General features: G+C 69.4%; 19 protein-coding genes. 12 read left to right on the top strand and 7 right to left on the bottom strand.

Translation table 11 applies throughout. The features are described 5' to 3' along the window. Window positions 1–17 precede the first annotated feature (17 nt). Together G6032_RS01690 and G6032_RS01695 are read left to right on the top strand one after the other, a co-directional pair. Window positions 18–1,019, top strand: a complete 1,002-nt coding sequence (locus tag G6032_RS01690) for a DMT family transporter (protein ID WP_165280404.1) — start codon at window positions 18–20, stop codon at window positions 1,017–1,019. After that, entirely contained in the window at window positions 1,016–2,113 is a 1,098-nt protein-coding gene (locus G6032_RS01695; RefSeq protein ID WP_165280405.1) for an FAD-dependent oxidoreductase, read from the top strand. Before G6032_RS01690 ends, G6032_RS01695 begins: the two co-directional genes overlap by 4 nt. Before the next feature lie 21 nt (window positions 2,114–2,134). Here G6032_RS01695 and G6032_RS01700 read toward each other — a convergent pair whose 3' ends face one another. Then, window positions 2,135–3,253 carry a pyridoxal-phosphate dependent enzyme gene (locus G6032_RS01700; protein WP_165280406.1) on the bottom strand — a complete coding sequence of 373 codons (1,119 nt, stop codon included), beginning with the start codon at window positions 3,251–3,253 and terminating at the stop codon, window positions 2,135–2,137. Next, window positions 3,250–3,480, bottom strand: coding sequence for a hypothetical protein (locus tag G6032_RS01705; protein WP_165280407.1), 231 nt, complete (start codon window positions 3,478–3,480; stop codon window positions 3,250–3,252). The genes G6032_RS01700 and G6032_RS01705 overlap by 4 nt, the downstream gene beginning before the upstream one ends. A gap of 89 nt (window positions 3,481–3,569) precedes the next feature. Between G6032_RS01705 and G6032_RS01710 the strand changes: the two genes are divergently transcribed. The 3 genes from G6032_RS01710 to G6032_RS01720 are packed head-to-tail and all read left to right on the top strand — an operon-like array spanning window position 3,570 to window position 6,445. Next, window positions 3,570–4,280 (top strand): DUF3429 family protein, encoded by a 711-nt coding sequence (locus G6032_RS01710; protein WP_165280408.1) that lies wholly within the window; start codon window positions 3,570–3,572, stop codon window positions 4,278–4,280. Window positions 4,281–4,337: 57 nt separating this feature from the next. Beyond that, window positions 4,338–5,927 (top strand): hypothetical protein, encoded by a 1,590-nt coding sequence (locus G6032_RS01715; RefSeq protein ID WP_165280409.1) that lies wholly within the window; start codon window positions 4,338–4,340, stop codon window positions 5,925–5,927. Continuing rightward, window positions 5,924–6,445 (top strand): gamma-glutamylcyclotransferase family protein, encoded by a 522-nt coding sequence (locus tag G6032_RS01720; RefSeq protein ID WP_165280410.1) that lies wholly within the window; start codon window positions 5,924–5,926, stop codon window positions 6,443–6,445. The genes G6032_RS01715 and G6032_RS01720 overlap by 4 nt, the downstream gene beginning before the upstream one ends. Here the strand turns inward: G6032_RS01720 and G6032_RS01725 are convergent. Together G6032_RS01725 and G6032_RS01730 are read right to left on the bottom strand one after the other, a co-directional pair. Further along, window positions 6,417–6,626: a hypothetical protein gene (locus tag G6032_RS01725; protein WP_165280411.1), complete on the bottom strand. Its 210-nt coding sequence runs from the start codon at window positions 6,624–6,626 to the stop codon at window positions 6,417–6,419. The genes G6032_RS01720 and G6032_RS01725 overlap by 29 nt on opposite strands. 107 nt (window positions 6,627–6,733) lie before the next feature. Next, window positions 6,734–10,330, bottom strand: coding sequence for a hydantoinase B/oxoprolinase family protein (locus G6032_RS01730; RefSeq protein WP_165280412.1), 3,597 nt, complete (start codon window positions 10,328–10,330; stop codon window positions 6,734–6,736). 59 nt (window positions 10,331–10,389) lie between these two features. Between G6032_RS01730 and G6032_RS01735 the strand changes: the two genes are divergently transcribed. The 5 genes from G6032_RS01735 (at window position 10,390) to G6032_RS01755 (ending at window position 17,221) form a co-directional block, all read left to right on the top strand. Further along, entirely contained in the window at window positions 10,390–11,805 is a 1,416-nt protein-coding gene (locus G6032_RS01735) for a sodium/proline symporter (RefSeq protein ID WP_165280413.1), read from the top strand. Beyond that, window positions 11,795–13,282 carry a GTPase gene (locus G6032_RS01740; RefSeq protein WP_165280414.1) on the top strand — a complete coding sequence of 496 codons (1,488 nt, stop codon included), beginning with the start codon at window positions 11,795–11,797 and terminating at the stop codon, window positions 13,280–13,282. The genes G6032_RS01735 and G6032_RS01740 overlap by 11 nt, the downstream gene beginning before the upstream one ends. A gap of 34 nt (window positions 13,283–13,316) precedes the next feature. Further along, complete coding sequence (locus G6032_RS01745; RefSeq protein ID WP_346763736.1) at window positions 13,317–14,576, top strand: GTP-binding protein; 1,260 nt, start codon at window positions 13,317–13,319, stop codon at window positions 14,574–14,576. Window positions 14,577–14,707: 131 nt separating this feature from the next. Further along, the gene (locus G6032_RS01750; protein ID WP_165280416.1) at window positions 14,708–16,690 is read left to right on the top strand and encodes an SDR family oxidoreductase; all 1,983 of its coding nucleotides are present in this window, start codon (window positions 14,708–14,710) and stop codon (window positions 16,688–16,690) included. 6 nt (window positions 16,691–16,696) lie between these two features. Continuing rightward, entirely contained in the window at window positions 16,697–17,221 is a 525-nt protein-coding gene (locus tag G6032_RS01755) for an alpha/beta fold hydrolase (protein WP_165280417.1), read from the top strand. Between the two features lie 16 nt (window positions 17,222–17,237). Here G6032_RS01755 and G6032_RS01760 read toward each other — a convergent pair whose 3' ends face one another. Continuing rightward, entirely contained in the window at window positions 17,238–18,041 is an 804-nt protein-coding gene (locus tag G6032_RS01760; RefSeq protein ID WP_165280418.1) for an SDR family oxidoreductase, read from the bottom strand. Between the two features lie 117 nt (window positions 18,042–18,158). Between G6032_RS01760 and G6032_RS01765 the strand changes: the two genes are divergently transcribed. Then, a complete protein-coding gene (locus G6032_RS01765) occupies window positions 18,159–18,797 on the top strand; it encodes a class I SAM-dependent methyltransferase (protein ID WP_206211752.1) in 639 nt (212 codons plus the stop codon). A 29-nt stretch (window positions 18,798–18,826) separates the two neighbouring features. Here the strand turns inward: G6032_RS01765 and G6032_RS01770 are convergent, their stop codons facing one another. Continuing rightward, window positions 18,827–20,197, bottom strand: a complete 1,371-nt coding sequence (locus tag G6032_RS01770; RefSeq protein WP_165280420.1) for a trehalose-6-phosphate synthase — start codon at window positions 20,195–20,197, stop codon at window positions 18,827–18,829. Further along, complete coding sequence (locus G6032_RS01775; RefSeq protein WP_165280421.1) at window positions 20,194–21,999, bottom strand: glycoside hydrolase family 15 protein; 1,806 nt, start codon at window positions 21,997–21,999, stop codon at window positions 20,194–20,196. The genes G6032_RS01770 and G6032_RS01775 overlap by 4 nt, the downstream gene beginning before the upstream one ends. A gap of 110 nt (window positions 22,000–22,109) precedes the next feature. On the opposite strand from G6032_RS01775, the gene plsB reads away from it, so the two are divergent. Beyond that, the gene (gene plsB, locus G6032_RS01780) at window positions 22,110–24,566 is read left to right on the top strand and encodes a glycerol-3-phosphate 1-O-acyltransferase PlsB (RefSeq protein WP_276610786.1); all 2,457 of its coding nucleotides are present in this window, start codon (window positions 22,110–22,112) and stop codon (window positions 24,564–24,566) included. Window positions 24,567–24,667: the final 101 nt, after the last annotated feature.

Here is a 24,667-nt window from a genome sequence, read left to right on the forward strand (position 1 = left end):
TCGCCACGATGTCGATGATGTCGGGACACAAGCCTGCGGACCCTGCGGCGGGACCGGCATCGCCGTCTGCCGTGCCGCAGTCTCCCGTGCATGGCGTGCTGCGCCAGGGCCCGGCCGAATGGGGCCTGCTCGTCACGCTCGTGGCCTTGTGGGGCAGTTCCTTCCTGCTGGTGCGCCTCGCGCTCGACAGCTTCACGCCGGTGACGGTGACGGCAGGGCGCCTGTTGATCGGCGCCGGTGTGCTGTTGCTGCTGTTCGTCCTCACGCGGCGACGGCCGCCGCGGTCGCTGCGCGTGTGGCTGTTCTTCCTCGTCATGGCGCTGCTCGGCAACGCGCTGCCGTTCTTTCTCATCGCCTGGGGCCAGCGGTCGATCCCGTCAGGTCTCACCGGCATCCTCATGGCGGTGATGCCGCTGGTCGTCCTGTTGCTGGCCCATTTCCTGGTGGCCGGGGAACGCCTGACGCCGCGACGCCTGGCGGGTTTCGCGCTGGGTTTCATCGGGGTCGTCGTGCTGACGGGGCCGGAGGCCGCCGCCGCAATGGTCGGACGCGAGGCTTCGTTCGCGGCACAACTCGCCGTGCTGGGCGCTGCGCTCTGCTATGGCGTGGCGGCGGTCATCGCGCGCCGCGGTCCGGTGCTGCATCCCGTCGTCACCGCCGGCGCAGTGTTGTCCATCGCGGGGATCGTCGTCGGTGGCTTCCTGCTGCTTGCCGGGCTGCGCGACGGGTCCGCCGGCGTCGTGCACTCGCCGGTCGCCGTCGTGCCGACGCTGGCCCTGCTCGCGCTGGGCGCGCTGTCCACGGGGCTGGCGACCGTGGTCTATTTCAGCCTGGTGGCGCGGGCCGGTCCGACCTTCCTGTCCCTCATCAATTACCTGATCCCTGTGTGGGCGGTGGTGCTCGGATCGCTGGCCCTGGGTGAACGCCTGCCCGGCCGCGCCTTCGCGGCACTCGGCCTGATTCTCGGGGGCGTGGTGCTGGCACGCTGGCAGTTCCGCGGCCGACGGGCGTCCGCATGAGGATCGTCGTGCTCGGCGGCGGATACGCAGGGCTGGCCTGCCTGGCACGGCTGGCGCGGGTGCTGCCGGATGCGGATCGACACCTGGTCGATCCCGCCCGCTGGCACCTGCGTCGCACGCTGCTGCACGAGACGTTGCGCAAGCCCCTGTCGGACCTGCGGGCGGACTTCGCGCCGATCGCGCGGCGCTGGGAATTCCGTCACCACATTGCGCAGGTGGACTGGACCCCGGCCCGCCTCGAGGAGTGGTCGCGACGCGGCGAGCTGCCCGTGGGACGCCGCAAGCTGGCCTTCGACGCCCTGGTCGTCACCACCGGGTTGCCCGGTGTCCGGAGCCGCCCGTCGCGTGCGCGTCCGCCGCCGGTGCCGCTCGAGTCGCTGACCACCGGTCCCGGGGTCAACGCCTTCAAGCGCCTCGCCGGCACGGAGGAGCGCGCCTGGGTCGTGGGCGCCGGCGCCAGCGGGCTGCAATGTCTCTTCGAGCTCGCGGCCGTCCGCCCGCAAGGCGCACCCCTGGGCCTGGTCGAGGCCGCCGACACGATCATGGCAGCCGAGCCGGAAGGGCTGCGAAAAGCCGTCTTCGAACGACTGGACGGCCTCGACATCGATATCCGCATGGGAACGCGCTACGAGTCGTTCGGCCGCGGGCGCATTCGCATGAGCGCGGATGGGTCGTCCCTGTCGGAGCCGGCCGGCGGAGTGCTGCTCTGCACGGGGCCGAAGGTCGAGCGCATCGAAGCCGATTCGGCCGGGCGCGTGTTGCATGGGAGCCGGCCGCTGGCGGGGATCTATGCCGCCGGCGATTGCGCGCGCTGGAAAGATGTGCCTTTCGATGCGGCGACCGCGCAGACGGCCGTGCGCAAGGGTCGCCACGTCGCCGACACGGTCGCGCGCGTGGCCGAAGGGCGTTCGCCGGAGCCGTGGGACGTGCGGCAGCTCGGCTTTTTCATGAGCCTCGGACCGCATGATGCGGTCGGCTGGGTGTTCAAGCGTGCGGCCCTGATCAGCGGCCTGCCCGCGGTGGCTGCGCGCGAGGCCATCGAGGCTCGCTGGGATCTGTTGCTGCGCGGCCTCGACAGCTTCGCCGCATTCTGAATGCAGCAGCCGATCCGGCGCTCAGTCGCGCGCCGGGACGTATTGCGGGTCGAGCGGCTGCACCGGCTGTTCGAAGTAGCGATGGAAGCCGGCGGGCAGTTCGCGGTAATCGAGGGCCAGGGCATCGTCGGGCACCGCATGGCCGTTGTAGGTATTCCAGAACAGCGCGTGCCGTCCCGTGAGGCGACCGCTCTTGAGGTCCGCGAGCAGCGCCGCAAAAGCCTTGCCGGTGTAGGTGCCTTCCAGCCCGAGATCGAGGGCCTGGCGCGCCACGGCGAGCGCGTTCATGCCCTCGGGCGTGAAGCGCGCATAACCCGGCCCGATGAATTCGTGCCGCACCTCGATTCGTGAACTCTCCAGCGGGGCGAGCGGAAAACGGGGATCGCGCGCATGCAGCAGGCGCGCCGCACCGTGATAAAGCGCACGGAAGCGGCGCGGACTGGCGATATCCGCGCGCACCACCCGCACGAGGACCAGGCGGGTGCGTAATCCACCGGCGGCCAGCCCCAGCGCCAGGCCCGCGGCGGTGCCCATCGTTCCGAGTGCGACATAGAGCGCGTCCGGCTCCGGCAGTCGCCCCGCGTGAACCTGCGCCGCCAGCTCGAGACCCGCGTTGACGAACCCGACGGTGCCGAGCGGCGAAGAGCCGCCGCCGGGGATCCGCAGCGGCGCCGGACGGTCGCCACGGCCCTGCAGTTCGAGCGCCCGCGCGGTGCGCCGGGCCTGTGCCTCCGTGGCGCAGTGCACCTGCTGCGCGCCTGCCCAGCGCCCCATCAGCAGGTTGCGCGCGACGAACGAGGAATTGCTTTGCGGCGTCAGCAGCAGTCGGGCGTGCAAGCCTGCACGGCCTGCGTAGATGGCTGTCGCGAGCGCGTGATTGGACCCGGCGCAGCCGAAAGTGAACACGCTGTCGTGGCCTTTCTGCAGCGCATCCGCCAGCAGGAACTCCAGTTTGCGCACCTTGTTGCCGCCGTAGGGCGTGGCGCAGCGATCGTCGCGCTTCACCCACAGGCCGGCACACGCACCGGGCAACTCCGCCGGATGCGCGGCCTGCACCGCGGTCGGCCATTCGCCCAGCGGCAATGCGACGAGGCTTTCAGCCAGCCGTGGATAACGCTCGAACAGCGACCAGGTGCTCAAGTCTCTTTCTCCGCAGATCCGTCCGCGTCCTGCGCGTTCTGCGCGTTGCCGAGCCGGCGCGTCTCCTCGAGCAGGAAAGCCTCGTCGAGCGGCGACAGGTCGAAACGCCGGCATGCGTCCTCCACGGCCGCCGCGTCGTGCCGGCCGATCTCGGACAGCCAGCGCACGGCGTCGCGCAGCGCCTGGCCGTGAGGCCGGATACCTTGTCTGCCGGACTGCTTCGTCATGCGGTTCGCCCACCCGGTGATTCATCAGGAGTCACGATCCGCTATTATCACCCTTGTCACCGTCGGCCGGAATGCGAGCCCCAGGATCAATGAGCGGCACCGATCACCTCGACACGCTGCGCAAGGACGCGAACAGTGCTCCGGTCGTGGTGTTCGCGTCGCGCCTCACCGACGTGCACGAGGTGGTTGCGCGGCTCGACGAACTCGGCATCGACTACCGGATCGTCACGCTGGCGATGGGCGATCGCGCGGCGCGCGACCGTTTCCACGTGCTGGAGGAATGGACCGGCCATCGGACCCTGCCGCAGGTTTTTCTCGACGGCCGCTTCATCGGCGGGCCGTCGGAACTGCTGGCGCATCCGCGGCTCTCCGGCGGCGTGTCGAAAGCCGCCCACTGGCTGGGCTATGCCGGCCTGGTCCCTTTCGTCGCCGCTCTGCTCGGTGGCCTGCTGGGCGGCGCCGGACAACAAGCCTATTTCGCGCAGCAGTTCATCGCCTACGGCGCGGTCATCCTGTCGTTCGTCGGCGCCGTGCACTGGGGAACCGCGCTGGCCTCGGGCTCGCTGCGCATCATGCGGCTCGCGATCAGCGTGCTGCCCGCGTTGCTTGGCTGGGCCGCCCTGCTGTTGCCGTCGCAGGGCGCCGCATGGCTGCTGCTCGGCGGCTTTGTGCTGCTGCGCGCGTGGGAAGCCACCCCGCCGGTCGCCGCGACCCTGCCGGCCTGGTATCGCGGGCTTCGCACCCGACTGACCGTGGCGGTGAGTGTCCTGCTGGTCCTGTTCGCGATGTTCGCCGCATGAAGTCGGCACGTCACGCCGCCGCGCGAAGCGCATGCCGCCGCACTGCCGGAGGCCGCCATGTCTGATCCGCTCACTCCCGGCATACTCGTCGAGGAAATCCCCGGTCGGGAAGCGTCCCTGGAAGGCCTCGCCGGCGGCACCGCGGCTTTCATCGGCGCGGCACCGCGTGGCCCGCTGCACGAGGCCGTGCTGGTCGAGAGTGTCGCGGAATTCGAGCGCTCCTACGGCATTGCCGGCGGCGAGTACGCATTGCAGCGTTGCCTGCAGGATTTCTTTCTCGCCGGCGGGACGCGCGCCGCCGTGGTGCGGGTCGCCAATGGCGCGCGGCCCTGCACGATCCGCCTGCCCGGTCGCGAGGGCGCACTGGTGCTCGAGGCCGTCAGCCCCGGACGGCGGGAGTTCCTGCGCGCCTCCGTGGACTACGATCATATCGGCCCTTCGGACGACGTGACCTTCAATCTCGTTCTGCAACGGCTGCATGTGCGCGGCACGGAGCGGGTCGCCGACCAGGAAATCTATCAGCGCTTGTCGCTCCGGCCGGCTTCGGAGCGCTATATCGTCGATGTCCTCATGGGCTCGCGGCTCGCAAGGGTGCGCGGCCTGTTGCCGCCCAGCCGGCCGGCGGCCACCGTCAGCACGGCGCCCGGTTACCCCGTGACCTGGGTGGAGGCCGAAGACGACGGCGCGGACGGCGCGCCGCTCACGGACTACGACCTGGTGGGTTCGTCCACCCTGGGCAGCGGCTTGTTCGCGCTCGACGGCTTGCCCGACATCGATTTCCTGTGCCTGCCCACGGTGCACGCGTCACGCGGCCCCGGTCCGGCGCTCCTGCTGGCGGCGCTGCGGTATTGCCGCAAGCGCCGCGCGATGCTCATCCTCGAGCCGCCGGCCGACAGCTACGACGGGGAGCAGGCCCTCGCGTGGCTGCAGCGGATCAATATCGCCGGCGAGAACGTCATGGCCGTCTTCCCGCAACTCGCGGGCGAGGGACGCGAACCCGGTCGTTCCGCGGTCGGCGCGGTGGCTGGTGCCCTGGCGCGCAGCCCGGACGAGGCGGAACCGGCCCTTGGCGCCTCGTTCCGGCCGACGCACGAAGTGCCGCCCGACTTGCGGCGGCGGCTCCACGGCGCCGGCATCAACGTGCTGTCGCGCTCGCGCGGCGGCCGGACGGCACTGACCGGCGATCACACGCTGGCTTCGCCGGAGTGCCCGGTGCCGGCCTGGCGTTCCCTGGCCACCCGGCGGCTTGCCCTCGCGGTCGAAAAGGCGCTGCTGAACGGCACGCGATGGATCGTATTCGAGGTTGCCGGCGCCGACCTGGCCCGGCGGCTGCAGCGCCAGCTGGCGGGCTGGCTCGAGTCGTTGCGTGGCGCAGGGCGGCTCGCTGGCGAAGCGGCGCACGCATGGTTCGTGGACGTCGACGAGGTCTCGGCGCCGTTCCGTCCGACGCAGGTGGAGTTCACGGTGGGTTTCGCTCCGCGGCGGCCCGGCGACTTCATCATCTACCGGGTCAGCCAGGGCCTCCATGGCGCAAGACTCGCGCCGGTTTCGCCCGAGCGCTGGGCGATTACCCAGCCCTTGCGCGAGGCGATCGTCCCCGCGACCGGGACGGCCGAGTCGCAGCCAGGAAGCCTGGAGGCCGGATGAACGAGGCGACGCGCGTCGCCTACTTCGCCTACGGCGCGAACGTCCATCCCGGCTGGTTGCGCCGGCGTGTGCCCGAGGCGGAGCTGCACGGCGCCGCGCTGTTGCCCGGTCATCGGCTGGTGTTTCGCAAGCGCGGTCGCGACGGCGCGGCACGCTCGGATGCATGTCCCAGCACCACGCCTGGCGATGCCCTGCCGGGAGCGCTCTACTGGTTGCCCGCTGGATCCCTTGATCGGCTCGGAGCTGCAGGCGCCGGCTACCGGTGCGCGGACGTGGTGGTGATGACCGTCGCGGGCGAGATTCGCGCCCGGACCTGGATGGCGGAGCCGGCGGAACAAGCCGAGGGGCTGCTGCCGTGGGACTGGTACGTCGAGCTGATCCGCGCCGGAGCCGAACTGCTCGAGCTGCCGGCCGCGCACCGGCGCTGGCTGCAGGACGTGCCGGTCGCGCGCGATCCCGACAGGGCGCGTGCGGCCGCCGCGCGCCGGATCATTGCCGGCGGGAGCGAAGTTCCCTGATCGCCTCGTCCAGCGCATCGACCGCGGCCTCGAAACCCTCCGCGTGCGCGATGATCAGCAGGGCATCGACCAGGTAGTCGGGGTAGCCGACCATCGCCTCGAAGAATTCCGCGAGCATCTTGCCTTCGATCCGGCCGCAGGAACCGGCCGGGTCCTCGATGCGCACGGGATGTCGGTGCAACAGTATCTGCCACACTGCATAAGCATCCCATGACGGGCATCCTGCCCGGTTGTCCTTGTCCACGACTCGAAACTAGCAGATTTGCCGCCGCGCCACCGTGAGCGAGGTCACGCACGGCGACCGAAGCCACCCCCACCCGGCGTTTCTATTTCGAGCGCATCACCCGGCGACAGGGCCACTGCCGCGGTGCCGGCCAGTTCGATCACGCGGCCGTCCGCGCGGATGAGGCGGTTGCAGCCGGTGCGCCCCGGCGCGCCGCCGTCCAGGCCGAAGGGCGGAATGCGTCGCCGGTTCGAAATCAGGGCGGCGTCGAGCGCCTCGGTGAACACCAGGCGCCGCAGCACCCCCTCGCCCCCGCGGTGACGGCCGTCGCCACCGGAACCGTGGCGCAAGCCGAAGGCCGCGACCCGCACGGGATGGCGCAGCTCGAGAATTTCAGGGTCCGTGAGCCGGCTGTTCGTCATGTGCGTGTGGACCGCCGAGGCCCCGTCGAAGTCCGGCCCTGCGCCGGCGCCGCCGCACAGGGTCTCGTAATACTGGTGCCGGGCGTTACCGAAGCTGAGGTTGTTCATCGTGCCCTGCGAAGCGGCGACCACCCCGAGCGCGCCGAACAGCGCGTCCACCACGCATTGCGAGGTTTCCACGTTTCCGGCGGCGACTGCCGCGGGCCAAAGCGGATTGAGCAGGCTGCCGTCCGGGATGTGCAGCGTCACCGGCGCCAGGCAGCCTTCGTTAAGGGGGATGTCGCGGTCCACCAGGCAGCGCAGGACATACAGCACGGCGGCGCGGCAGACGGCGGCGGGGGCGTTGAGGTTGCCTGCCGACTGGGCGGAGGTACCGGTGAAATCGATCTGCGCCCGGCCCGTCTCGCGCTCGATGCGCACGGCGACCCGGACGGTCTCGCCGCCGTCCATCGCGAGAGTGAATTCACCGTCGGCGAGCCCGCTGATGGCGCTGCGCACCGCGGCAGCGGCATTGTCCTGTATGTGCCCCATGTAGGCCGTCACGGCTGCCGCGCCGAACTCGTCCATCATGCGCGCCAGTTCGGCCGCACCGCGCCGGTTCGCCGCGAGCTGCGCGCGCAGGTCGGCCAGGTTCTGTTCGACGTTGCGTGCGGGCCAGCGTCCCGCCGTCAGCAGTGCGCGCATTCCGTCCTCGTCGAAACGCTCTGCCGCGACCAGTCGCATGCCGCGGATCAGCACGCCCTCTTCGTCGATATGCCGGCTGTCGGCAGGCATCGAGCCGGGCGTCCGGCCGCCGATGTCCGCGTGATGCGCGCGGGAGGCGACGTAGAGCGCCGGGCGCGGGCCGGCGCCGAAAAACGGCGTCACGACCGTGATGTCGGGCAAATGCGTGCCGCCCTCGTAGGGGTCGTTGAGCACGAAGCTGTCGCCCGCGGCCATGTCGTCGCCGAAACGGGCCATCACCGCGCGCACGCTTTCGCCCATCGAGCCGAGATGGACCGGCATGTGCGGCGCGTTCGCCACCAGCCCGCCGGCCGGGTCGAACACCGCGCAGGAATAATCCAGCCGTTCCTTGATGTTGACCGAGCTCGCGGTGTTCTGCAGCACGGCGCCCATCTGTTCGGCGACGTGCATGAAGCGGTTGTTGAAGACTTCGAGCAACACCGGGTCGGCCGCCGTGGAGGCGCGCCGGCCGCGGGGACGCGCCGGCCGGCTGAGCAGCAGGTTGCCGAGCTCATCCGAGCGCAAGGTCCAGCCCGGCGCCAGCCAGGTGGTGGCGTTCGTCTCCGGCACCAGCGCCGGGCCGGTCAGGGTCTCACCGGGCGCCAGCGATGCGCGAGGCACCAGCGGGATCTCCCGCCAGGTCCCATCCAGCCATGCCCTACAGCGGCCGCGCTGTGGACCGTCCTTGCCAGCGTCCGGGCCGTTCGCGTCGTCCCTGCGCCCGCCGCCGCAGGCTTCGGCCTCCACGGCCTCCAGCACCAGCGGCTGCGCGGTCACGAAGCCGAATCGCTGCGTGTGGGCTGCGGCGAAGGTCTCGCGCACGGTTTCTTCATCGCCCAGCGGCACCTCCAGGGTCGTGTCGCTGCCCGCGTAGCGCAGGCGCAGCCGTCGCCGGATCGTGATCGCGTCGGCCGCCACGCCCTGCATCGCCAGCGCCTCCGCCGCCGCGGCGCCGAGTTCGGCCAACGCGGCGTCGGCGGCGGCCAGCGTGGCGGCATCGAGCGTCGCCTGGACCGGGGCCTGGCGCAGTTCCACGAGGTCGGCGAGCCCGATTCCCCAGGCGGAGAGGACGCCGGCCAGGGGCGGCAGCAACACTTCGCGAATACCCAGCGCATCGGCCACTTCACAGGCGTGCTGCCCGGCTGCCCCCCCGAAACCGCACAGGGTGAAGCCCGCGGGATCGACGCCGCGGCGTATCGAGACCTGTTTCACCGCGCGCGCCATGCGCTCGACGGCGATTTCGAGGAAACCGGCCGCCATGGCCTCCAGGCTCGCGGGCGGCTCTCTGGCCATGCGCATGGCGGCGGCGAGCTCGCGAAGGCGCCCCGCCGATGCGGCCGGGTCCAGCGCTTGCGCGCCGTCGGCGCCGAACACGGCCGGCAGCGCGTCGGGCTGCAGGCGCCCGAGGACCAGGTTCGCATCGGTGACCGTGGCAGGGCCGCCGCGCCCGTAGCAGGCGGGACCCGGATCCGCGCCGGCCGAATCCGGCCCGACCTGGTAACGGCCGTCGGCGAAGCTCAGCAGCGAGCCGCCGCCCGCCGCGACGGTGTGGATGCGCAGCATCGGCGCCTGCAGGCGGATCCCCGCGACCGTGTTGTCGTGGCTGCGCTCGTACTCGCCCTCGTAAAGGCAGACGTCGGTCGAGGTGCCGCCCATGTCGAAGCCGATCAGCCGCTCGCGGCCGGCGCGATGCCCGGCCGCGGCCATGCCGACGACCCCGCCCGCCGGGCCGGAGAGCACGCTGTCGCGCCCCCTGAATCTTGCGGCTTCCGCGAGCCCGCCGTTGCTCTGCATGAACAACAGCCGCGTGTCGCCCAGCGGCGCTCGCAACTGCGCCACGTAACGATCCAGTACGGGCGAAAGATAGGCATCGGCCACCGTGGTCTCGCCGCGCGGCACGAGGCGCGCCAGCGGGCTGACTTCGTGCGAGACGGAGACCTGGGTGAACCCGGCCGCGCGCGCCAGCCTGGCCGCCGCCCGCTCGTGGTCCGGATAGCGGTAGCCGTGCAGCAACGCGATGGCCACCGCGCGCAGTCCCCCGGCATGGGCAGCATGCAGCGCCGCCGCCAGCGCGTCCTCGTCCAGCGGCTGCAGAACCCGGCCGTCCGCCCCGACGCGCTCGTCCGCTTCCAGCACATCGGCGTACAGCGGCTCCGGCAGCCGGATGTCGAGTTCGAACAGGCGAGGGCGCTGTTGCGTGCCGATCCGCAACGCGTCCCCGAGTCCGCGCGTCGTGACCAGCAGTGTCGGCTCGCCGCGGCGTTCCAGCAGGGCGTTGGTGGCCACGGTCGTGCCCATGCGCACCGCGTCGATCGGCGCACGATCCAGCTGCGCGGCATCCTCGAGGCCGAGCAGGCGTCGCATGCCTTCGATACCTGCATCGGGATATTGCTCCGGCGCTTCGGACAAGAGCTTCAGGGTGTCCAGCCGCCCGTCCGGACGGCGGGCGACGATGTCTGTAAAGGTGCCGCCCCGGTCGATCCAGAAGCGCCAGCCAGGGCTTGCCGTGTGTGTCATGCCGCGATTGTAAGGCCGGGACGGCTGCTACACTGCCTCGCTCCAGTCCGAGGGCCGCCATGACACGCGCCGAGGCCATTCTCTACACCCTGGTCGCCTACAAGCTCGTGCTGGTCGCGATCGGTCTGTGGGCGGCGCGTCGCAACCTGGACAGCGCGGATTTCTTTCTCGGCGGTCGCCGGCTCGGCGGCTGGGTCGCGGCGATCAGCGCGTCGGCTTCGTCGTCCTCGGCATGGACGCTCGTGGCGGTCAGCGGCATGGCCTACCTGTGGGGCTGGCCGGCGCTCTGGCTCTTCCCGGCCACGCTGTCCGGTTTCATCGTCAACTGGTTCTGGGTGGCGCCGCGGCTGATGCGCGCGAGCCGCGAGCAGGGCGCGATCACGCTCACCGATTTCATCGCCGGGCCGGGGGCGGGCCACGGATGGCCGCGCCGCATCGTCATCCTCGCCTCGGGCGTGGTGCTGTTCTCGTTCACGTTCTACATCGCGGCCCAGTTCCAGGCGGCGGGCAGCGCCTTCGCCAGCGCCTTCGAGATCGAGATGCGCACGGCGGTCATGATCGGTGCGGCAGTGGTGCTGTTGTACACGCTGCTCGGCGGCTTCTGGGCCGTGAGCGTGACCGACACGTTGCAGGGACTGGTCATGGCGGTGACGGCCCTGTTGCTGCCGGTCGCCGCCGTGGTCGCCGCCGGCGGGCCGGGCGCCGTGGTCGAGGCGCTGGCCGCACAGGGGCCTGCGGTCGGCGGTCCCCCGACCGCCGGGATCGCCGCCGCGGGCTTCGTGCTTGGTACGCTTGGCATCGGGATCGGTTATCCGGGGCAGCCGCACGTGGTGAATCGTTTCATGGCGTTGCGCGACGAGCGCGCATTACGCGACGGACAGGTCATCGCCATCACCTGGGCGGTGGTCATCTATGCCGGCATGTTGACCGTCGGGCTGGCCGCCCGCGCCCTCTACGGCGGGCTGCTCGCCGACGAGCAGGTGCTGTTCGAGGTCGCGAACCGGCTATTCGCGCCGGTGGTGGCAGGCGTCATGATCGCCGCCGTGCTCTCCGCGATCATGTCCACCGCCGACAGCCAGCTGCTGGTCGCCGCCGCGTCGGTCAGCCACGACCTGCCGCGCCGGCGGCGGGGCAGCCTGGTCGTTTCGCGGCTGGTCGTGGCCCTGATCAGCGGGCTGGCCGTGCTGGTTGCCGTGCTGCTGCCGCAGACCATCTTCGCGCGCGTGTTGTTCGCCTGGACAGCGCTCGGAGCTGCATTCGGCCCGCCGCTGCTGGTTCGCCTCGCCGGCTTCACCGTGCCGCCGCAGCGCGTGTTCGCCGCGATGGCGGTCGGGTTCTTCGGCACGGTTGCGTGCTACTGGCTGCCGGACACACCGGGCGACTGGCTGGAGCGGCTGGTGCCGTTTTTCCTGTCGCTGGCGATCTGCCTGTCCGCCGCACGACGTGCCGGCGATGCGGTGAAGCATGAGACGTGACCGGCGCCTGCGGCTGGCGCTTGCGGCCGCCATCATCGTCGCGCTGGTGCTGTTCGCCGGCGCCCTGCTGGCGGTCGCGGACACCGTCCTGTCCATCGTCGAGCGGCTCCGGGAAGGCCCGGCGCCGATCTACTACGGTTTCATCGCGGCCCTGTCGCTGGGCGGCGCCCTGGCCGCCTGGCTGCTGTGGTGGCTGCTCGCACCGCCGCGGCGCGGGCCTGAGCCGCGATCCCGTCCCAGCGTGCCCGACGAGGCCGGATTGCGTGAACGGCTCGCGGACGAGCAGGCGGCCGGCACCGACACCTCGGCGGTGGAGCGCGAACTGGCGGAACTGGCGCGTCGCCGCGAAGGTGGGCGGTTGTTCATCGCCCTGTTCGGCGCCGCAAGCGCGGGCAAGAGTTCCCTGGTCGCTTCGCTGGTCCCCGGCGCAGCGCCGGAAATCGCGGTGACCGCGGGCACCACGCGGGCGGTCAGCCATTACCGCTGGGTCCTGCCGTCCGGCGATACCGTCGAGCTGGCGGATGTCCCCGGGCGCGGCGATACGCCGACGCTCGCCGAGGCGGGCCTCGAAGAGGCGCTGCGCGCGCACCTGGTCGTGTATGTCTGCGAGGGGGACCTGAGTCGCAGCGAGTTCGAGGACGTGGAAACGCTCGCCGCTGTCGGCAAGCCGATCGTCGTGGCCGTCAACAAGGCCGACTGGTACGCGGAGGAGGACCTGCAGCGCATCGTCGCGCGGCTGGCCGAGCGCCTGGCCTCGCTCGAGCCGACGCCGCGGGTCGTGCCGGTGGTCGCCGGTGGGATGGAACGCGTGACGCGGGTGGACGAAACAGGGCGCGAGCTCGTGGCGGAGCGGTCGCGTCCGCCGCGGGTGGATGCGCTGCGTAGCGCGCTGCAGGCGCAGCTGGAGGGCGACCCGGAGGCGCTCGACGCTTTGCGCGATGCGTCGGTGTTCCGCCTGGCGGCGGCACGGCTCGAGACGGCGGCCGGCGAGCGGCGCCGGGCGGAGGCCGAACGTGTCGTCTCGGACTATACGAAAAAGGCGGTCGTCGGGGCGCTGGCGGCCGTCAGCCCCGGCACGGACCTGTTGATCCAGGGCTATCTCGGCACCTCGCTGGTCAAGGCGCTGTGCAAGCTGTATGACGTGCCGGCCCGCGATATCGACATCCAGCGATTTCTCGACATCGCGCAACGCTACGTGGGACGGGCCCTGCCGCTGCTGCTGGCGATCTCCGGCAACGTGCTGAAGGCGTTCCCGGGCGTCGGCACGGTGGCCGGCGGATTGGTGCACGCGGTCGCCTACGGGATCATTTTCGACGCCATGGGCAAGGGCCTGGCCAACAGCCTCGAGACGACCGGGGACCTGCGGCCCGCCGCCGCAGCCCGCAAGGTGGGAGACGAGTTTGGAAAAGACATCGGGAAGAAAGCGCGGCAGATGGCGCGACTGGCCGTGGAAGCGCGCCGCGCCGGTCGCGACTGAGATACTCGCGCCGCCCTCGGCGGGCGATGCCCACGTGGCCCTGGCGCGCGACAGCCTGCGCCGGCTGCTCGACGACCCGCAGCTACCCGGCGGCGTGCGGGAGGCCCTGGCCCCCGACTTCGCCGAGATCGAGCGCATGCTGAGCAAGCTGGAGCAGGGAGAGATTCACATCGCCGTGCTGGGCGAGGTCAGCGTGGGCAAGTCCTCGCTGCTGAATGCCCTGCTCGGGGAAGCGCGCTTCACGACCAGTCCGCTGCACGGCGAGACGCGGGCGCCGGCCGAGGCGCAGTGGCGCGAGGAACGCAGCGGCGGCGTGGTGCTGGTCGACACGCCCGGCATCAACGAGATCGGCGGGGAGGACCGCGAGCAGATGGCCCGGAACGTGGCCGAGCGCGCCGACCTGGTGCTGTTCGTGGTGGACGGCGACCTGAATGCCGCGGAGGAGGCGTCCCTCGACCAGGCGCTGGCGCCAGGGCGCCCGCTGCTGCTGGTGCTGAACAAGGCCGATCGTTACACGGACGATGAGCGGACCTTGCTGCTCGAGCGCCTCGCGAAGCGCGTCGCCGGGCGGATCGCAGCGCAGAACATCGTGGCGGCGGCCGCCGACCCCGCCCCGGTGACACGGGTGCTGCAGGCGGCGGACGGCACCGAGCGCGAAGAGCGGCATGTGCCGGCGCCGGACGTCGGCATGCTGCGCGAGCGGCTGTGGACGATCCTCGAGGCGGAAGGGCAGACCCTCGCCGCGGTGACGGCCGGACTGTTCGCCGGCCGCGTCAGCGAGCGTGTGGGAGCGCGCGTGGTCGAGGTGCGGCGCAAGGCCGCCGAGCGGCTGGTACGCCAGTATTGCATCGCCAAGGGCGTGGCCGTCGCGGTGAACCCGGTGCCGGTCGCGGACCTGCTGGCCGCGGCCGCGCTCGACGCCGGACTGGTGCTGCACCTGTCGCGCCTGTACGGACTGCCCCTGACGCGCAGCGAGGCGGGATCCCTGGTCACCGTGATCGCGACGCAGATGACCCTGCTGATGGGCACGGTCTGGCTGACGCATTTTGTCTCCGCGACACTGAAAGCGGGCACCGGCGGCCTGTCCACCGTGCTGACCGCCGGCGCCCAGGGCGCCGTCTCCTATTACGGGACCTTCATGATCGGTCGCGTCGCAGAGCGTTATTTCGCCCAGGGCAAGTCCTGGGGTGACGGGGGGCCGAAAGCGGTCGTGCAGGAGATTCTCGAGTCCGTGGACCGCGATTCGGTGCTCAACCAGGCGCGCGACGACCTGGCCGCTTATCTGAAACGCTGAGCGGGGCGGCGGCCCCTTCCCCGGCGGGCGCCATCGGCAGCCGGCGCCGCGTGACTGCCGTCCGGCCGCAAAGCCCTGCTAATATCCGCGATTCGCGACCAACAAGAACGAGCTGCGAGGGGAGTCTCGACATGAGTTATTTCGTCACCGGCGGATCCGGGTTCATCGGCCGGCGCCTGATCAGGAAGCTGCTGCGCCGCGAAGGCAAGGTCTACGTGCTCATGCTGGAGCGTGAGCTGGAGAACATCGACGCGCTGCGCGAGTTCTGGGGCGAGGGCGGCGAGCGCGTCATCCCCGTCGTCGGCAACCTGGCGGAGCCCCTGCTCGGCGTGGCGGACGATGTCCGCGAGAAGCTGAAGGGCGATATCGACCATTTCTTCCATCTCGCGGCGATCTACGACATGAACGCCGACCTCGAGGTGCAGCTCAAGGTCAACGTCGAGGGCACGCGCCAGGCGGTGCGGTTCGCCGAGGCCGTGGGCGCCGGCTGCTTCCACCAGGTCAGCTCGATCGCATCCGCCGGGACTTATGACGGCATCTTCCGCGAGGACATGTTCGAGCAGGCGACCGGCCTCGAGCATCCCTATTTCCGCACCAAGCACGACTCGGAAGGCATCGTGCGTCGCGAGTGCTCGATCCCCTGGCGCATCTACCGTCCCGGCATGGTCGTCGGTGATTCGCGTACCGGCGAGATCGAGAAGATCGACGGCCCCTACTATTTCTTCAAGCTGATCCAGAAGCTCCGCCAGGCGCTGCCCGGCTGGATGCCCATCGTCGGCATCGAGGGCGGGCGCATCAACCTGGTGCCGGTGGACTGGCTGGTGGCGGCGATGGATCACATCGCGCATGTCCCCGGCGAAGACGGCAAGTGTTTCCATCTCACGGATCCCCATCCGCGCCGCATCGGCGAAGTGCTCAACCTGTTCGCCAAGGCGGCCCATGCTCCCGAGATGAGCGCCCGGTTCAACGCGCGCATGTTCGGCATCGTGCCGGGCTACATCTGGAAGACCGTGGCCGGGCTGCCGCCGGTGAAGCGCGTGGTGGACAGCGTGTTGCACGACCTGGGCATTCCGCGCTCCGTGATGGGTTACATCAACTACCCGACGCGCTTCGATTCGCGCGAGACCGAGCGCCTCCTGAAGGGCACGGACATCAAGCTGCCGGACCTGGCGGACTACGCCTGGCGGCTCTGGGATTACTGGGAGCGCAATCTCGACCCCGACCTGTTCGTGGACCGCAGCCTGCGCGGCGCGATCGGCGGCAAGACCGTCCTCGTCACCGGCGCTTCGTCCGGCATCGGCCAGGCCACCGCCTACCGCATGGCGGAGGCCGGCGCGAAGGTCATCATGGTCGCGCGCGGCGAGGAGGCCCTGCAGGAAACGCAGTCCGACATCGACAAGCGCGGCGGCGAAGCCCACTGGTACACCTGCGACCTGACGAGCCTCGAGGAAATCGACGGGCTGATCGAAAAGGTCCTGGCGGACCATGGGCAGGTCGACGTGCTGATCAACAACGCCGGGCGCTCGATCCGGCGCAGCGTCCACCTGTCCTTCGACCGCTTCCACGATTTCGAGCGCACCATGCAGCTGAACTACTTCGGCTCGTTGCGCATGACCATGGGCCTGCTGCCGAAAATGATCGAGCAGCGTCGTGGCCACGTGATCAACATCTCCTCCATCGGCGTGTTGTCGAATGCGCCGCGCTTCTCGGCCTATGTCGCATCCAAGGCGGCGCTCGACGCATTCGCGCGCTGCGCGGCATCGGAGCTTTCGCACAAGGGCATCAGCTTCACCACCATCAACATGCCGCTGGTCCGCACGCCGATGATCGCGCCGACCAAGATCTACGAGAACGTGCCGACGATCAGCCCCGAGGAGGCCGCGGAGCTGGTGGCCGAGGCGGTGATCCACAAGCCCAAGCGGGTCGCGACGCGGCTGGGGATCTCGGCACAGATCCTGCACCTGCTGTTCCCCAAGGCGATGGAGATCAGCATGAACACGGCGTTCCAGATGTTCCCGGACTCGACGGCCGCGAAGGGCGTCAAGGAAGACCAGAGCGCGGCGTCCGCGGAGCAGATCGCCCTGGCGCAGGTCACGCGCGGCATCCACTGGTAGGGGTCGATGAGCGCGGCGCCGTACGTCTGCTTTTCGCACGGCAAGGAAAGCGGGCCCTGGGGAAGCAAGATCGCGGCGATGGCGGAGGTGGCGCGCGACCGGGGCCTCGTGGTCGACAGCATCGACTACCGCGGCATGGACGACCCGCGTGCGCGCGTGGAGAAACTGGTGGCGCACTGCGCGCCGCTGGATCGTCCGCTGCTGCTGGTCGGCTCGAGCATGGGCGGGCATGTCGCCGCCGCGGCGTCGGCGCGCCTGCCCGACGTGCGCGGGCTGTTCCTGCTCGCGCCGGCGTTTTTCATGCCGGGTTACGAGGAACATACGCCCGTGCCGCAGGCCGGCCGCATCGCGATCGTGCATGGCTGGCGGGACGATGTCGTGCCGCCGGAGAACAGCGTTCGCTTCGCCCGCGAGTACCGCGCCGGCCTGCACATGATCGACGGCGATCATCGTCTCACCGAGCAGATCTACGACATCAACCGCTTTTTCAACTGGTTCCTCGACGACGTGACCGGCGTTCGGGATCGCTGAGGCGCCGGGGGGGTCGTCATTTGCGTTCGGCGATGGCCCGCGCGGCGATCCGGTCGATGAGTCCCGGTGCGATGAGCTTCAGTACGCGCCCCAGCTTTCCCCGTGTCGAGGTGATCAACATCCGGCGCCGGGCGGCCATGGCGGGCACCATCAGCGCGGCGCACTCCTCGGCCGTCATGATGCGGGCTTCCTGCATCGGGCTCGTGCCGAGCGGGTGGCCTTGCGCGTCCAGCGCGCGGCGATGGATCTCGGTGACGACGAAATCCGGACACACCGTGGTGACGGTGACGCCGCTGTCGGCCAGCTCGATGCGCAGCGAGTCGAAGAAGCCGATGACGGCGTGCTTGCTGGCGCAATAGGCGCTGCGCTCGGGCACGCCGGTCAGGCCCGCGACGCTCGCGACCGGGACGAGCCGCCCGCGCGTGGTCTTGAGGTGCGGCAGGGCCGCGAGCGTCAGCCAGACGACCGAGAAATAGTTCAGCTCCATGACGGAACGGAAAACGGCGCTGTCCCGGATCTCGTCGGCGCGCGCCCACATGGTGCGACCGGCGTTCGCCACCAGCGTGTCGAGCCGGCCGAAGTGTTCAACGGTCCGGTCGATCAGCTCGCGGCATTCCGTTTCCTTCTCCAGGTCGCATGGCACCACGAGGGTCTCCGCGCCGGCGGCGCGGCAGGCGCTCGCCAGTGACTCGAGCCGCTCCGCATTGCGGGCCGCCAGCACCAGCCGCGGACCCTGCGGCGCCAGCGCCTCGCACAGCGCGCGCCCGATGCCCTCGGAGGCGCCGGTCACCACGATCACGTTGCCGCTGAATTCACCCATTGCACGCTCCGCTGTGGGAAGACCGGCGATAAGCTAACATCTGGCCGCACGTTTGCAGAGCGCCCCGGCGCCAGGAAAAAGGAAAGCGACTTGGAAAGAATCCTCGAGCCGGAACTGATGGACGACGCAGCGCAGGCCCGGGCCTACGCGGAAGCCGATTTCGCCGAGCCGAACGCCCGTTTCGTGGCGCTCTGCGAGGAGTTCGTGGGCGCTTTGCCGGCCGGTGCGGCGGTCCTCGATCTCGGCTGCGGACCGGGTGACATCAGCCTGCAGCTGGCGGCGGCCCATCCCGCCATCGAGGTCCACGGCCTCGACGGCTCCGCCGCGATGCTGCATTTCGGTCATACGGCCTTGTCGGCGGCGCCCGCATTGCAGGACCGGGTGCGTTTCATCGAGGGCCTGGTGCCGGATGCCGGGCTGCCCAGGGCGCGTTACGAAGCCATTGTCTCCAACAGCCTGTTGCATCACCTGCACGCGCCCGACTCGCTGTGGCGCATGGTTGTGGCCCGCGGCCGTCCCGGGGCCCCGGTGCTCGTCATGGATCTCATGCGCCCGGCCAGCGCGGCTGCGGCCGGCGCACTCGTCGAGGCGCATGCCGCGGGCGAGCCCGAGGTGTTGCGCCGGGATTTCTACAATTCCCTGCTCGCGGCCTTCGAACCGGCGGAGGTGCGCCAGCAGCTGGAAGCCGCCGGCCTCGGGCATTTCACGGTGCGCCCGGTCAGCGATCGTCACCTGGTGATCCACGGGCGGCTCTGAGGCGAGAGCGCGGGGCGGCGTCACCTGCCTCAGACGCCGAGTGCGTCCAAAAAGCGCTGCCGCCAGGCGTGGATGTCGTTGCCCTGCAACACGTCCATCATGGCCCGGTACCTGTCCTGGCGTTCCTCCAGGGACATTTCGGAGGCCGTGAGAATCGCGTCCGCCACGCCGATCGCATCGTAGGGATTCACCAGCAGCGCGCTCTCGCCGAATTCGGCCGCCGCACCGGCCAGCCGCGACAGCACCAGCACGCCGGGATCGGCCGGGTCCTGGGCGGCCACGTATTCCTTGGCCACGAGGTTCATGCCGTCGCGCAATGGCGTCACGAGGCCGATCTTCGCCAGGCGGAAATAGCCCATCAGCATTTTCCTGGAAATTCCCCGGTTGATGTAGCGAATCGGGGTCCAGTCGGGTTGCGAGAAGCGACCGTTGATATGCCCCGCGGACTGTTCGAGCACGTGGCGAATCTCCTCGTAGGCGCGTACCCCGCTGCGCGTCGGCGAGGCGATCTGGAGAAACACGAGGTGACGATGGCTGGCCGGATGGCGCTCCAGGAGCGCCTGGAAAGCCTGGAAGCGTTCCGGCAGGCCCTTACTGTAGTCCAGGCGATCCACGCCGATCACGAGCTCGCGCTCGTCGATGTCCTTGGCCAGTCTTTGCACCGCGCTGGTTTTCATCGAGGCGGCGGCCTGCGTCATGGCCTCTTCCACGTCGATACTGATCGGGTAGGCGTCTACCCGGATGCGGCGCTGCAACGCGCTGACGCGGCCGTCGGGACCCCGCTCGCCACCCAGCCCTGCGGCGCGCAGCCCGGCGAGAAAGTTCTCGCAGTCCTGCTCGGTCTGGAAACCGATCACGTCGTACTGGGCCAGCGAGCGCAGGAGGCGGTGATAGCCGGGCAGCGTGCGCAGGATGTCGAACGCCGGGAACGGCACGTGGAGGAAAAAGCCGATCGGCTGCCGGACGCCGGCGCTGCGCAATTCCTCGGCCAGCGGAATCAGGTGGTAGTCATGCACCCAGATCCGGTCATCTTCCTGGAGCAGGGGACGCAGCTTGCGCGCGAACGTCTCGTTGACCCGCCGGTACGCTTCGTGTTGCTCGCGCTCATAACCGAAGATGCCGAGCATGTAGTGGCACAGTGGCCACAGCGTGCTGTTGCAATAGCCGTTGTAGTAGCCGTCGAATTCCGTCTCGTTGATGTCGATGGTGGCGAAAGTGATCTCGCCGTGACGATCCAGTTTCGGCTCGGTCGGTTCGCCGTGGCAGGTCTTGCCGCCCCAGCCGAACCAGATGCCTCCGGATTGCTTCAATGCAGCAAGAATCCCGACGGCGAGACCGCCCGCGGACTTGCCGCCCGAGGGTGCGGCCACGCGATTGGAAACTGCGATCAGGCGGCTCAAAACGCGTCCTCCCAGGGCTGGCTGAGTCGGATGGCGCCGAGGATGATGCCCACCAGGCTGTAGGTCTGCGGGAAGTTACCCCAGAGTTGGCCGTTGCGCACGTCGTAGTCCTCGGACAACAGCCCCAGGCGGGTCCGGCAGCTCAGCATTTCTTCAAACAATTCCCTTGCCTCGTCCTTGCGCCCGATCTCCGCGAGCGCGTTGATGTACCAGAATGTGCAGATGTTGAACGCGGTTTCCGGTTCACCGAAATCGTCCGGTTCCCCGTAGCGGAACATGTGCTTGCCGCGCCGCAGGTGCTTCTCGAGGCATTCCACGGTGCGACGGAAGCGCGGGTCGTCGCTTGCTACAAAGCCTAGGTCACCGATGAGCAACATGCTCGCGTCCAGCGTCGTGCCGCCGAAGCTTTCCATGAAACAGCCCTGTTCCTCGTTCCATGCCTGGGCGCAGATCTCCGCATGGATGTGGTCGGCCCGGCTGCGCCAGAGGTCTGCGCGTTGCTGGTCTCCGAGGTGGGCCGAGATCCGCGCGAGCCGGTCGCAGCCCGCCCAGCACATCATGCTGGAAAAGGTGTGGACGCGGGCCCGGCCGCGGTACTCCCAGATGCCGGCGTCGGGCTTGTCGAACAGCTCGAAGGCCCGCTGGCCGATGTCCTCGAGCAGGGCCAGTTGCTCCTTGCCGGCCGAGCCGATCAGGCGGCGGTCGAAGAACACCTGGGCTGAGGCCAGCACGACCGCGCCGTAGACGTCGTTCTGGACCTGCTCGAAGGCCTGGTTGCCGACCCTCACCGGTCCCATCCCCCGGTAGCCGGCCAGCTGGCCGACGATGGTCTCGGTGAGGTCGGCCTCGCCGCCGATGCCGTAGACCGGCTGGAGGCCGTCGCCGTCGCTGGACGCGGCCACGTTCAGGATCCAGCCGAGGTAGGCCTCCATGGTGCGGGTCGCCCCGAGGCGATTCAGGGCATGTACGACGAAGAAACTGTCGCGCAGCCAGCAATAGCGGTAATCCCAGTTGCGGGAGCTGCCGGGCGCTTCCGGGATCGAGCTCGTCACGGCCGCGATGATCGCGCCGGTGTCTTCGAAGGCGCACAGTTTCAGCGTGATGGCGGCGCGGATGACGGCCTCCTGCCACTCGAAGGGTACCGCGAGACCACGCACCCATTCCTGCCAGTAGGCGCGGGTTTCCTCGAAATGCTGGCGGCTGCTGTGCGCCACCGATTCACGCAGGCTCTCGTCGGGGCCGAGGATGAAACTCACCGGTCTCGTGAGGCGGAAAGGCCGCTCTTCACGCACATGGGTGAGCGAGGCGTCGGTGGTCAGGCGCAGGGTCAGGTCCGGCAGGACGTAACGCACATGGTTGCTGCCGAAGGTCTGGCGGGGATCTTCCGAGCCATAGCCGCCCGCGGGCCGGAGGCGGACCGTGATGCGCGGATTGCCGGTGACGGGCTCCACGTGGCGCACGAACATGAACGGGTGGAACATGCGTTCGAAGTGCTCGAAGCGCGGCGCGAAATCCACGATTTTCACGCAACCGCCGTGCGCGTCGTAGAGCAGGGTCTCGAGGATCGGCGTGTTGGTGACGTAGCTCTGCTCGGCGCGGACGAAGTCCTCCAGCACCACTTCGAATATGCCGCGCTCCACCTGCTGCTGGTCCGGCATGAGCAGGGCGCAGAACACGGGATTGCTGTCGAAGCGCGGCATGCAGGCCCACACCATCCGGCCGAATTCATCCACCAGTGCGCTGACCTGGCAGTTGCCGATCACGGCGAGTTCGAGCGAGGCTTCCTTTTGCGGCGACATCATGGTCCTCCATGTATTTCCGCAAGGTTAAAGCGCGCGGCCGGTGAACACCAATGCGCGGTGCGCGAAAACGACTGACGCGCGACGGCGGGCCGGTTACACTCCCGAGCCTTATGTACCCCTGGCACGGACTGTGGCGGCTGGCGCTGTGGCTCACGAGGAAATTGATGTTCCTCTGGGTACGAACGCGCACGCTCGAGGCACAACTCGAGCGCGTCGCCTCCTTCTCCGCGCAACCCGTCTGTTACGTCCTCGAGCGTCCGGGCCTGGCCGACCTGGCGGTCCTCGAGCAGGAATGCCTGCGTCACGGCTTGCCGCGTCCGTCCACCGGATTGTCGATGGAGGGACTGAAGGAATGGCGCGCCGTCGCCTACCTGCGCAAGGGACCGAAGCGCGGCCGGAAAGCCCGCGGTGGCCGCCTGGAACGCCTTGCCGCGGCCGTGCAGACCGGGCAGGTGAAGGAAGTCATCGTCATCCCGGTGTCCGTGTTCTGGGGCCGTTCGCCGGACAAGGAGCGCTCGATCTTCAAGCTGCTGTTCTCCGAGGACTGGCGGATCGTCGGCCGGATCAACAAGCTTTTCATGATCATCTTCCATGGCCGCGACGTGCTCCTCCAGTTCAGCGAACCGGTGCAGCTGTCTGCGCTGGTGGCCGAGGGTCCCAACCCTGCGCTGGTGGCCCGCAAGCTCGGACGGGTGCTGCGCGTGCATTTTCGCCGGCGGCGGATCGCGACCATCGGGCCCGACCTTTCCCATCGGCGCACGCTCGTCAACCAGGTGCTGAATTCCGACCCCGTCCGCCGCGCGATCCGCCGCGACAGCGAAGTGCACAAGCTGCCGACGGCCAAGTCCGTCGCCAAGGCGCGCCGCTACGCGAACGAGATCGCCGCCAACTACAGCTACACCACGGTGCGGGTCATGGAGCGCCTGCTGATGTGGCTCTGGAACCGGCTCTACGAGGGCGTCGAAGTCGGCGGCGCGGAGCGCCTGAAGGCGGTCGCGGAGGGCAACGAGATCGTCTACGTGCCCTGCCACCGCAGCCACATCGATTACCTGCTGCTGTCCTACGTCGTGTATCGCAACGGGCTGGTGCCGCCGCATATCGCCGCCGGCGTCAACCTCAACCTGCCGGTCATCGGCCCGATCCTGCGCAGCGGCGGCGCGTTCTTCATGCGGCGGAGTTTTCGCGACGACCCGCTTTACGCCGCCGTGTTCCGCCGTTATTTCTCGCTGAACCTGGCCAAGGGCGTGGCGATGGAATATTTCATCGAGGGGGGGCGCAGCCGCACGGGCCGCCTGCTGCCGGCCAAGCCCGGGATGCTTGCGATGACGGTGCGCGCCTACCTCCGCGAGCCCGTCCGGCCGGTGGTGTTCGTGCCGGTGTATTTTGGCTACGAGCGGCTGTTGGAAGGGGGTACGTACGTCTCCGAGCTGTCCGGCAAGCCGAAACAGAAAGAGTCCGTGCTCGGGATCTTCAAGGCGGTACGGCAGCTGCGCCGCGATTTCGGCCGGGTGCACGTGAATTTCGGCGAACCGTTCTTCCTCGACGTGGCGCTGCGCACCCACCGTCCCGGCTGGCGCGAGGAGATCATCGAGGAGCACGAGAAGCCCGCCTGGTCGGGCCCGGTCGTGGAGGCCCTCGGCGACGAAATCCTCAAGCGCATCAACGCCGCGGCAGCCGTCAATCCGATCAACCTGCTGGCCATGACGCTGCTCGCGACACCGCGACAGAGCATGGTCGAGCGCCCGCTGGCGAAGATGCTCGACCTGTTCTGCACCATGCAGCGCGCTGCGCCGTATGCCGCCGGGGTGACGGTCACCGGGCTCGACGGCGACGAGATCATCGCCTATGGCGAGCGCCTCGGACTTGTCGAGCGCAAGTCTCACCGTCTCGGCGACATCATCGCCCTGGCTCCCAAGGAGGCCCTGCGCGCGACGTACTTCCGCAACAACATCGCGCACCTCTTTGCGCTGCCGTCCATCGTGGCGTGCTGTTTCCTGGACAAATCGGTGCTTCCCGTGGACCGGGTGCGCGGCCTGGCTCACATGGTCTATCCGTACATCGGCGGGGAGCTGTTCCTGCGTTGGGACCTCGCCGAGCTGGACGGGGAACTCGACCGGGTCATCGACACCCTCGTCTCGCAGGGCCTGCTCGTCCGCGACGAGGGCAACGGCGAAGAACGCCTGCGGCGGCCCGCGCCACAGACGCCCGAGGCGATCGAGCTCTGGGTCCTGGCGCAGTGTTCGATCCAGACCCTGGAGCGCTTCTACATGACCGCGGCACTGCTCGCCAAGCACGGCTCGGGCACGTTGCGCCCGGGCCAGCTGGAGGACCTGTGCCACCTCATGGCCCAGCGCATGTCGATGCTGTTCCAGTTCAGCGCCCCGGAGTTTTTCGACAAGACCCTGTTCCGCGGCTTCATCGGTCGCCTGCGGAAAAATGGCGTGCTGCGTACGGACGAGTCGGGCCTGCTGGTCTTCGATGCCGGCCTGCTGCGCGCCATGGAGGATGCCCGGGTCTTTCTCGGCGATCGATTGAGGCGCGACGTATTGCAGGCGATGAACCTTTAGGGGGCGCTGTGCAGCTCGACAGGGGAGAGTGATTCCGATGCCACCGGCGCACAAGATTCGGCCGGCCGTCCTCGCGCTCATCATCGCGACCGTTCCCCTGG

The organism is Wenzhouxiangella sp. XN24 (assembly GCF_011064545.1).
In the GTDB taxonomy this organism is placed as follows: Bacteria; Pseudomonadota; Gammaproteobacteria; order Steroidobacterales; family XN24; genus XN24.

What these genes read in the sequence shown, in the direction of transcription:
- G6032_RS01705 (WP_165280407.1), bottom strand. Translation starts at nt 3,480, where the DNA reads ATGACGAAGCAGTCCGGCAGACAAGGTATCCGGCCTCACGGCCAGGCG.
- G6032_RS01695 (WP_165280405.1), top strand. Translation starts at nt 1,016, where the DNA reads ATGAGGATCGTCGTGCTCGGCGGCGGATACGCAGGGCTGGCCTGCCTG.
- G6032_RS01715 (WP_165280409.1), top strand. Translation starts at nt 4,338, where the DNA reads ATGTCTGATCCGCTCACTCCCGGCATACTCGTCGAGGAAATCCCCGGT.
- G6032_RS01740 (WP_165280414.1), top strand. Translation starts at nt 11,795, where the DNA reads ATGAGACGTGACCGGCGCCTGCGGCTGGCGCTTGCGGCCGCCATCATC.
- G6032_RS01765 (WP_206211752.1), top strand. Translation starts at nt 18,159, where the DNA reads ATGGACGACGCAGCGCAGGCCCGGGCCTACGCGGAAGCCGATTTCGCC.
- G6032_RS01730 (WP_165280412.1), bottom strand. Translation starts at nt 10,330, where the DNA reads ATGACACACACGGCAAGCCCTGGCTGGCGCTTCTGGATCGACCGGGGC.
- G6032_RS01690 (WP_165280404.1), top strand. Translation starts at nt 18, where the DNA reads ATGTCGGGACACAAGCCTGCGGACCCTGCGGCGGGACCGGCATCGCCG.
- G6032_RS01750 (WP_165280416.1), top strand. Translation starts at nt 14,708, where the DNA reads ATGAGTTATTTCGTCACCGGCGGATCCGGGTTCATCGGCCGGCGCCTG.
- G6032_RS01710 (WP_165280408.1), top strand. Translation starts at nt 3,570, where the DNA reads ATGAGCGGCACCGATCACCTCGACACGCTGCGCAAGGACGCGAACAGT.
- G6032_RS01755 (WP_165280417.1), top strand. Translation starts at nt 16,697, where the DNA reads ATGAGCGCGGCGCCGTACGTCTGCTTTTCGCACGGCAAGGAAAGCGGG.
- plsB (WP_276610786.1), top strand. Translation starts at nt 22,110, where the DNA reads ATGTACCCCTGGCACGGACTGTGGCGGCTGGCGCTGTGGCTCACGAGG.
- G6032_RS01720 (WP_165280410.1), top strand. Translation starts at nt 5,924, where the DNA reads ATGAACGAGGCGACGCGCGTCGCCTACTTCGCCTACGGCGCGAACGTC.
- G6032_RS01775 (WP_165280421.1), bottom strand. Translation starts at nt 21,999, where the DNA reads ATGATGTCGCCGCAAAAGGAAGCCTCGCTCGAACTCGCCGTGATCGGC.
- G6032_RS01735 (WP_165280413.1), top strand. Translation starts at nt 10,390, where the DNA reads ATGACACGCGCCGAGGCCATTCTCTACACCCTGGTCGCCTACAAGCTC.
- G6032_RS01760 (WP_165280418.1), bottom strand. Translation starts at nt 18,041, where the DNA reads ATGGGTGAATTCAGCGGCAACGTGATCGTGGTGACCGGCGCCTCCGAG.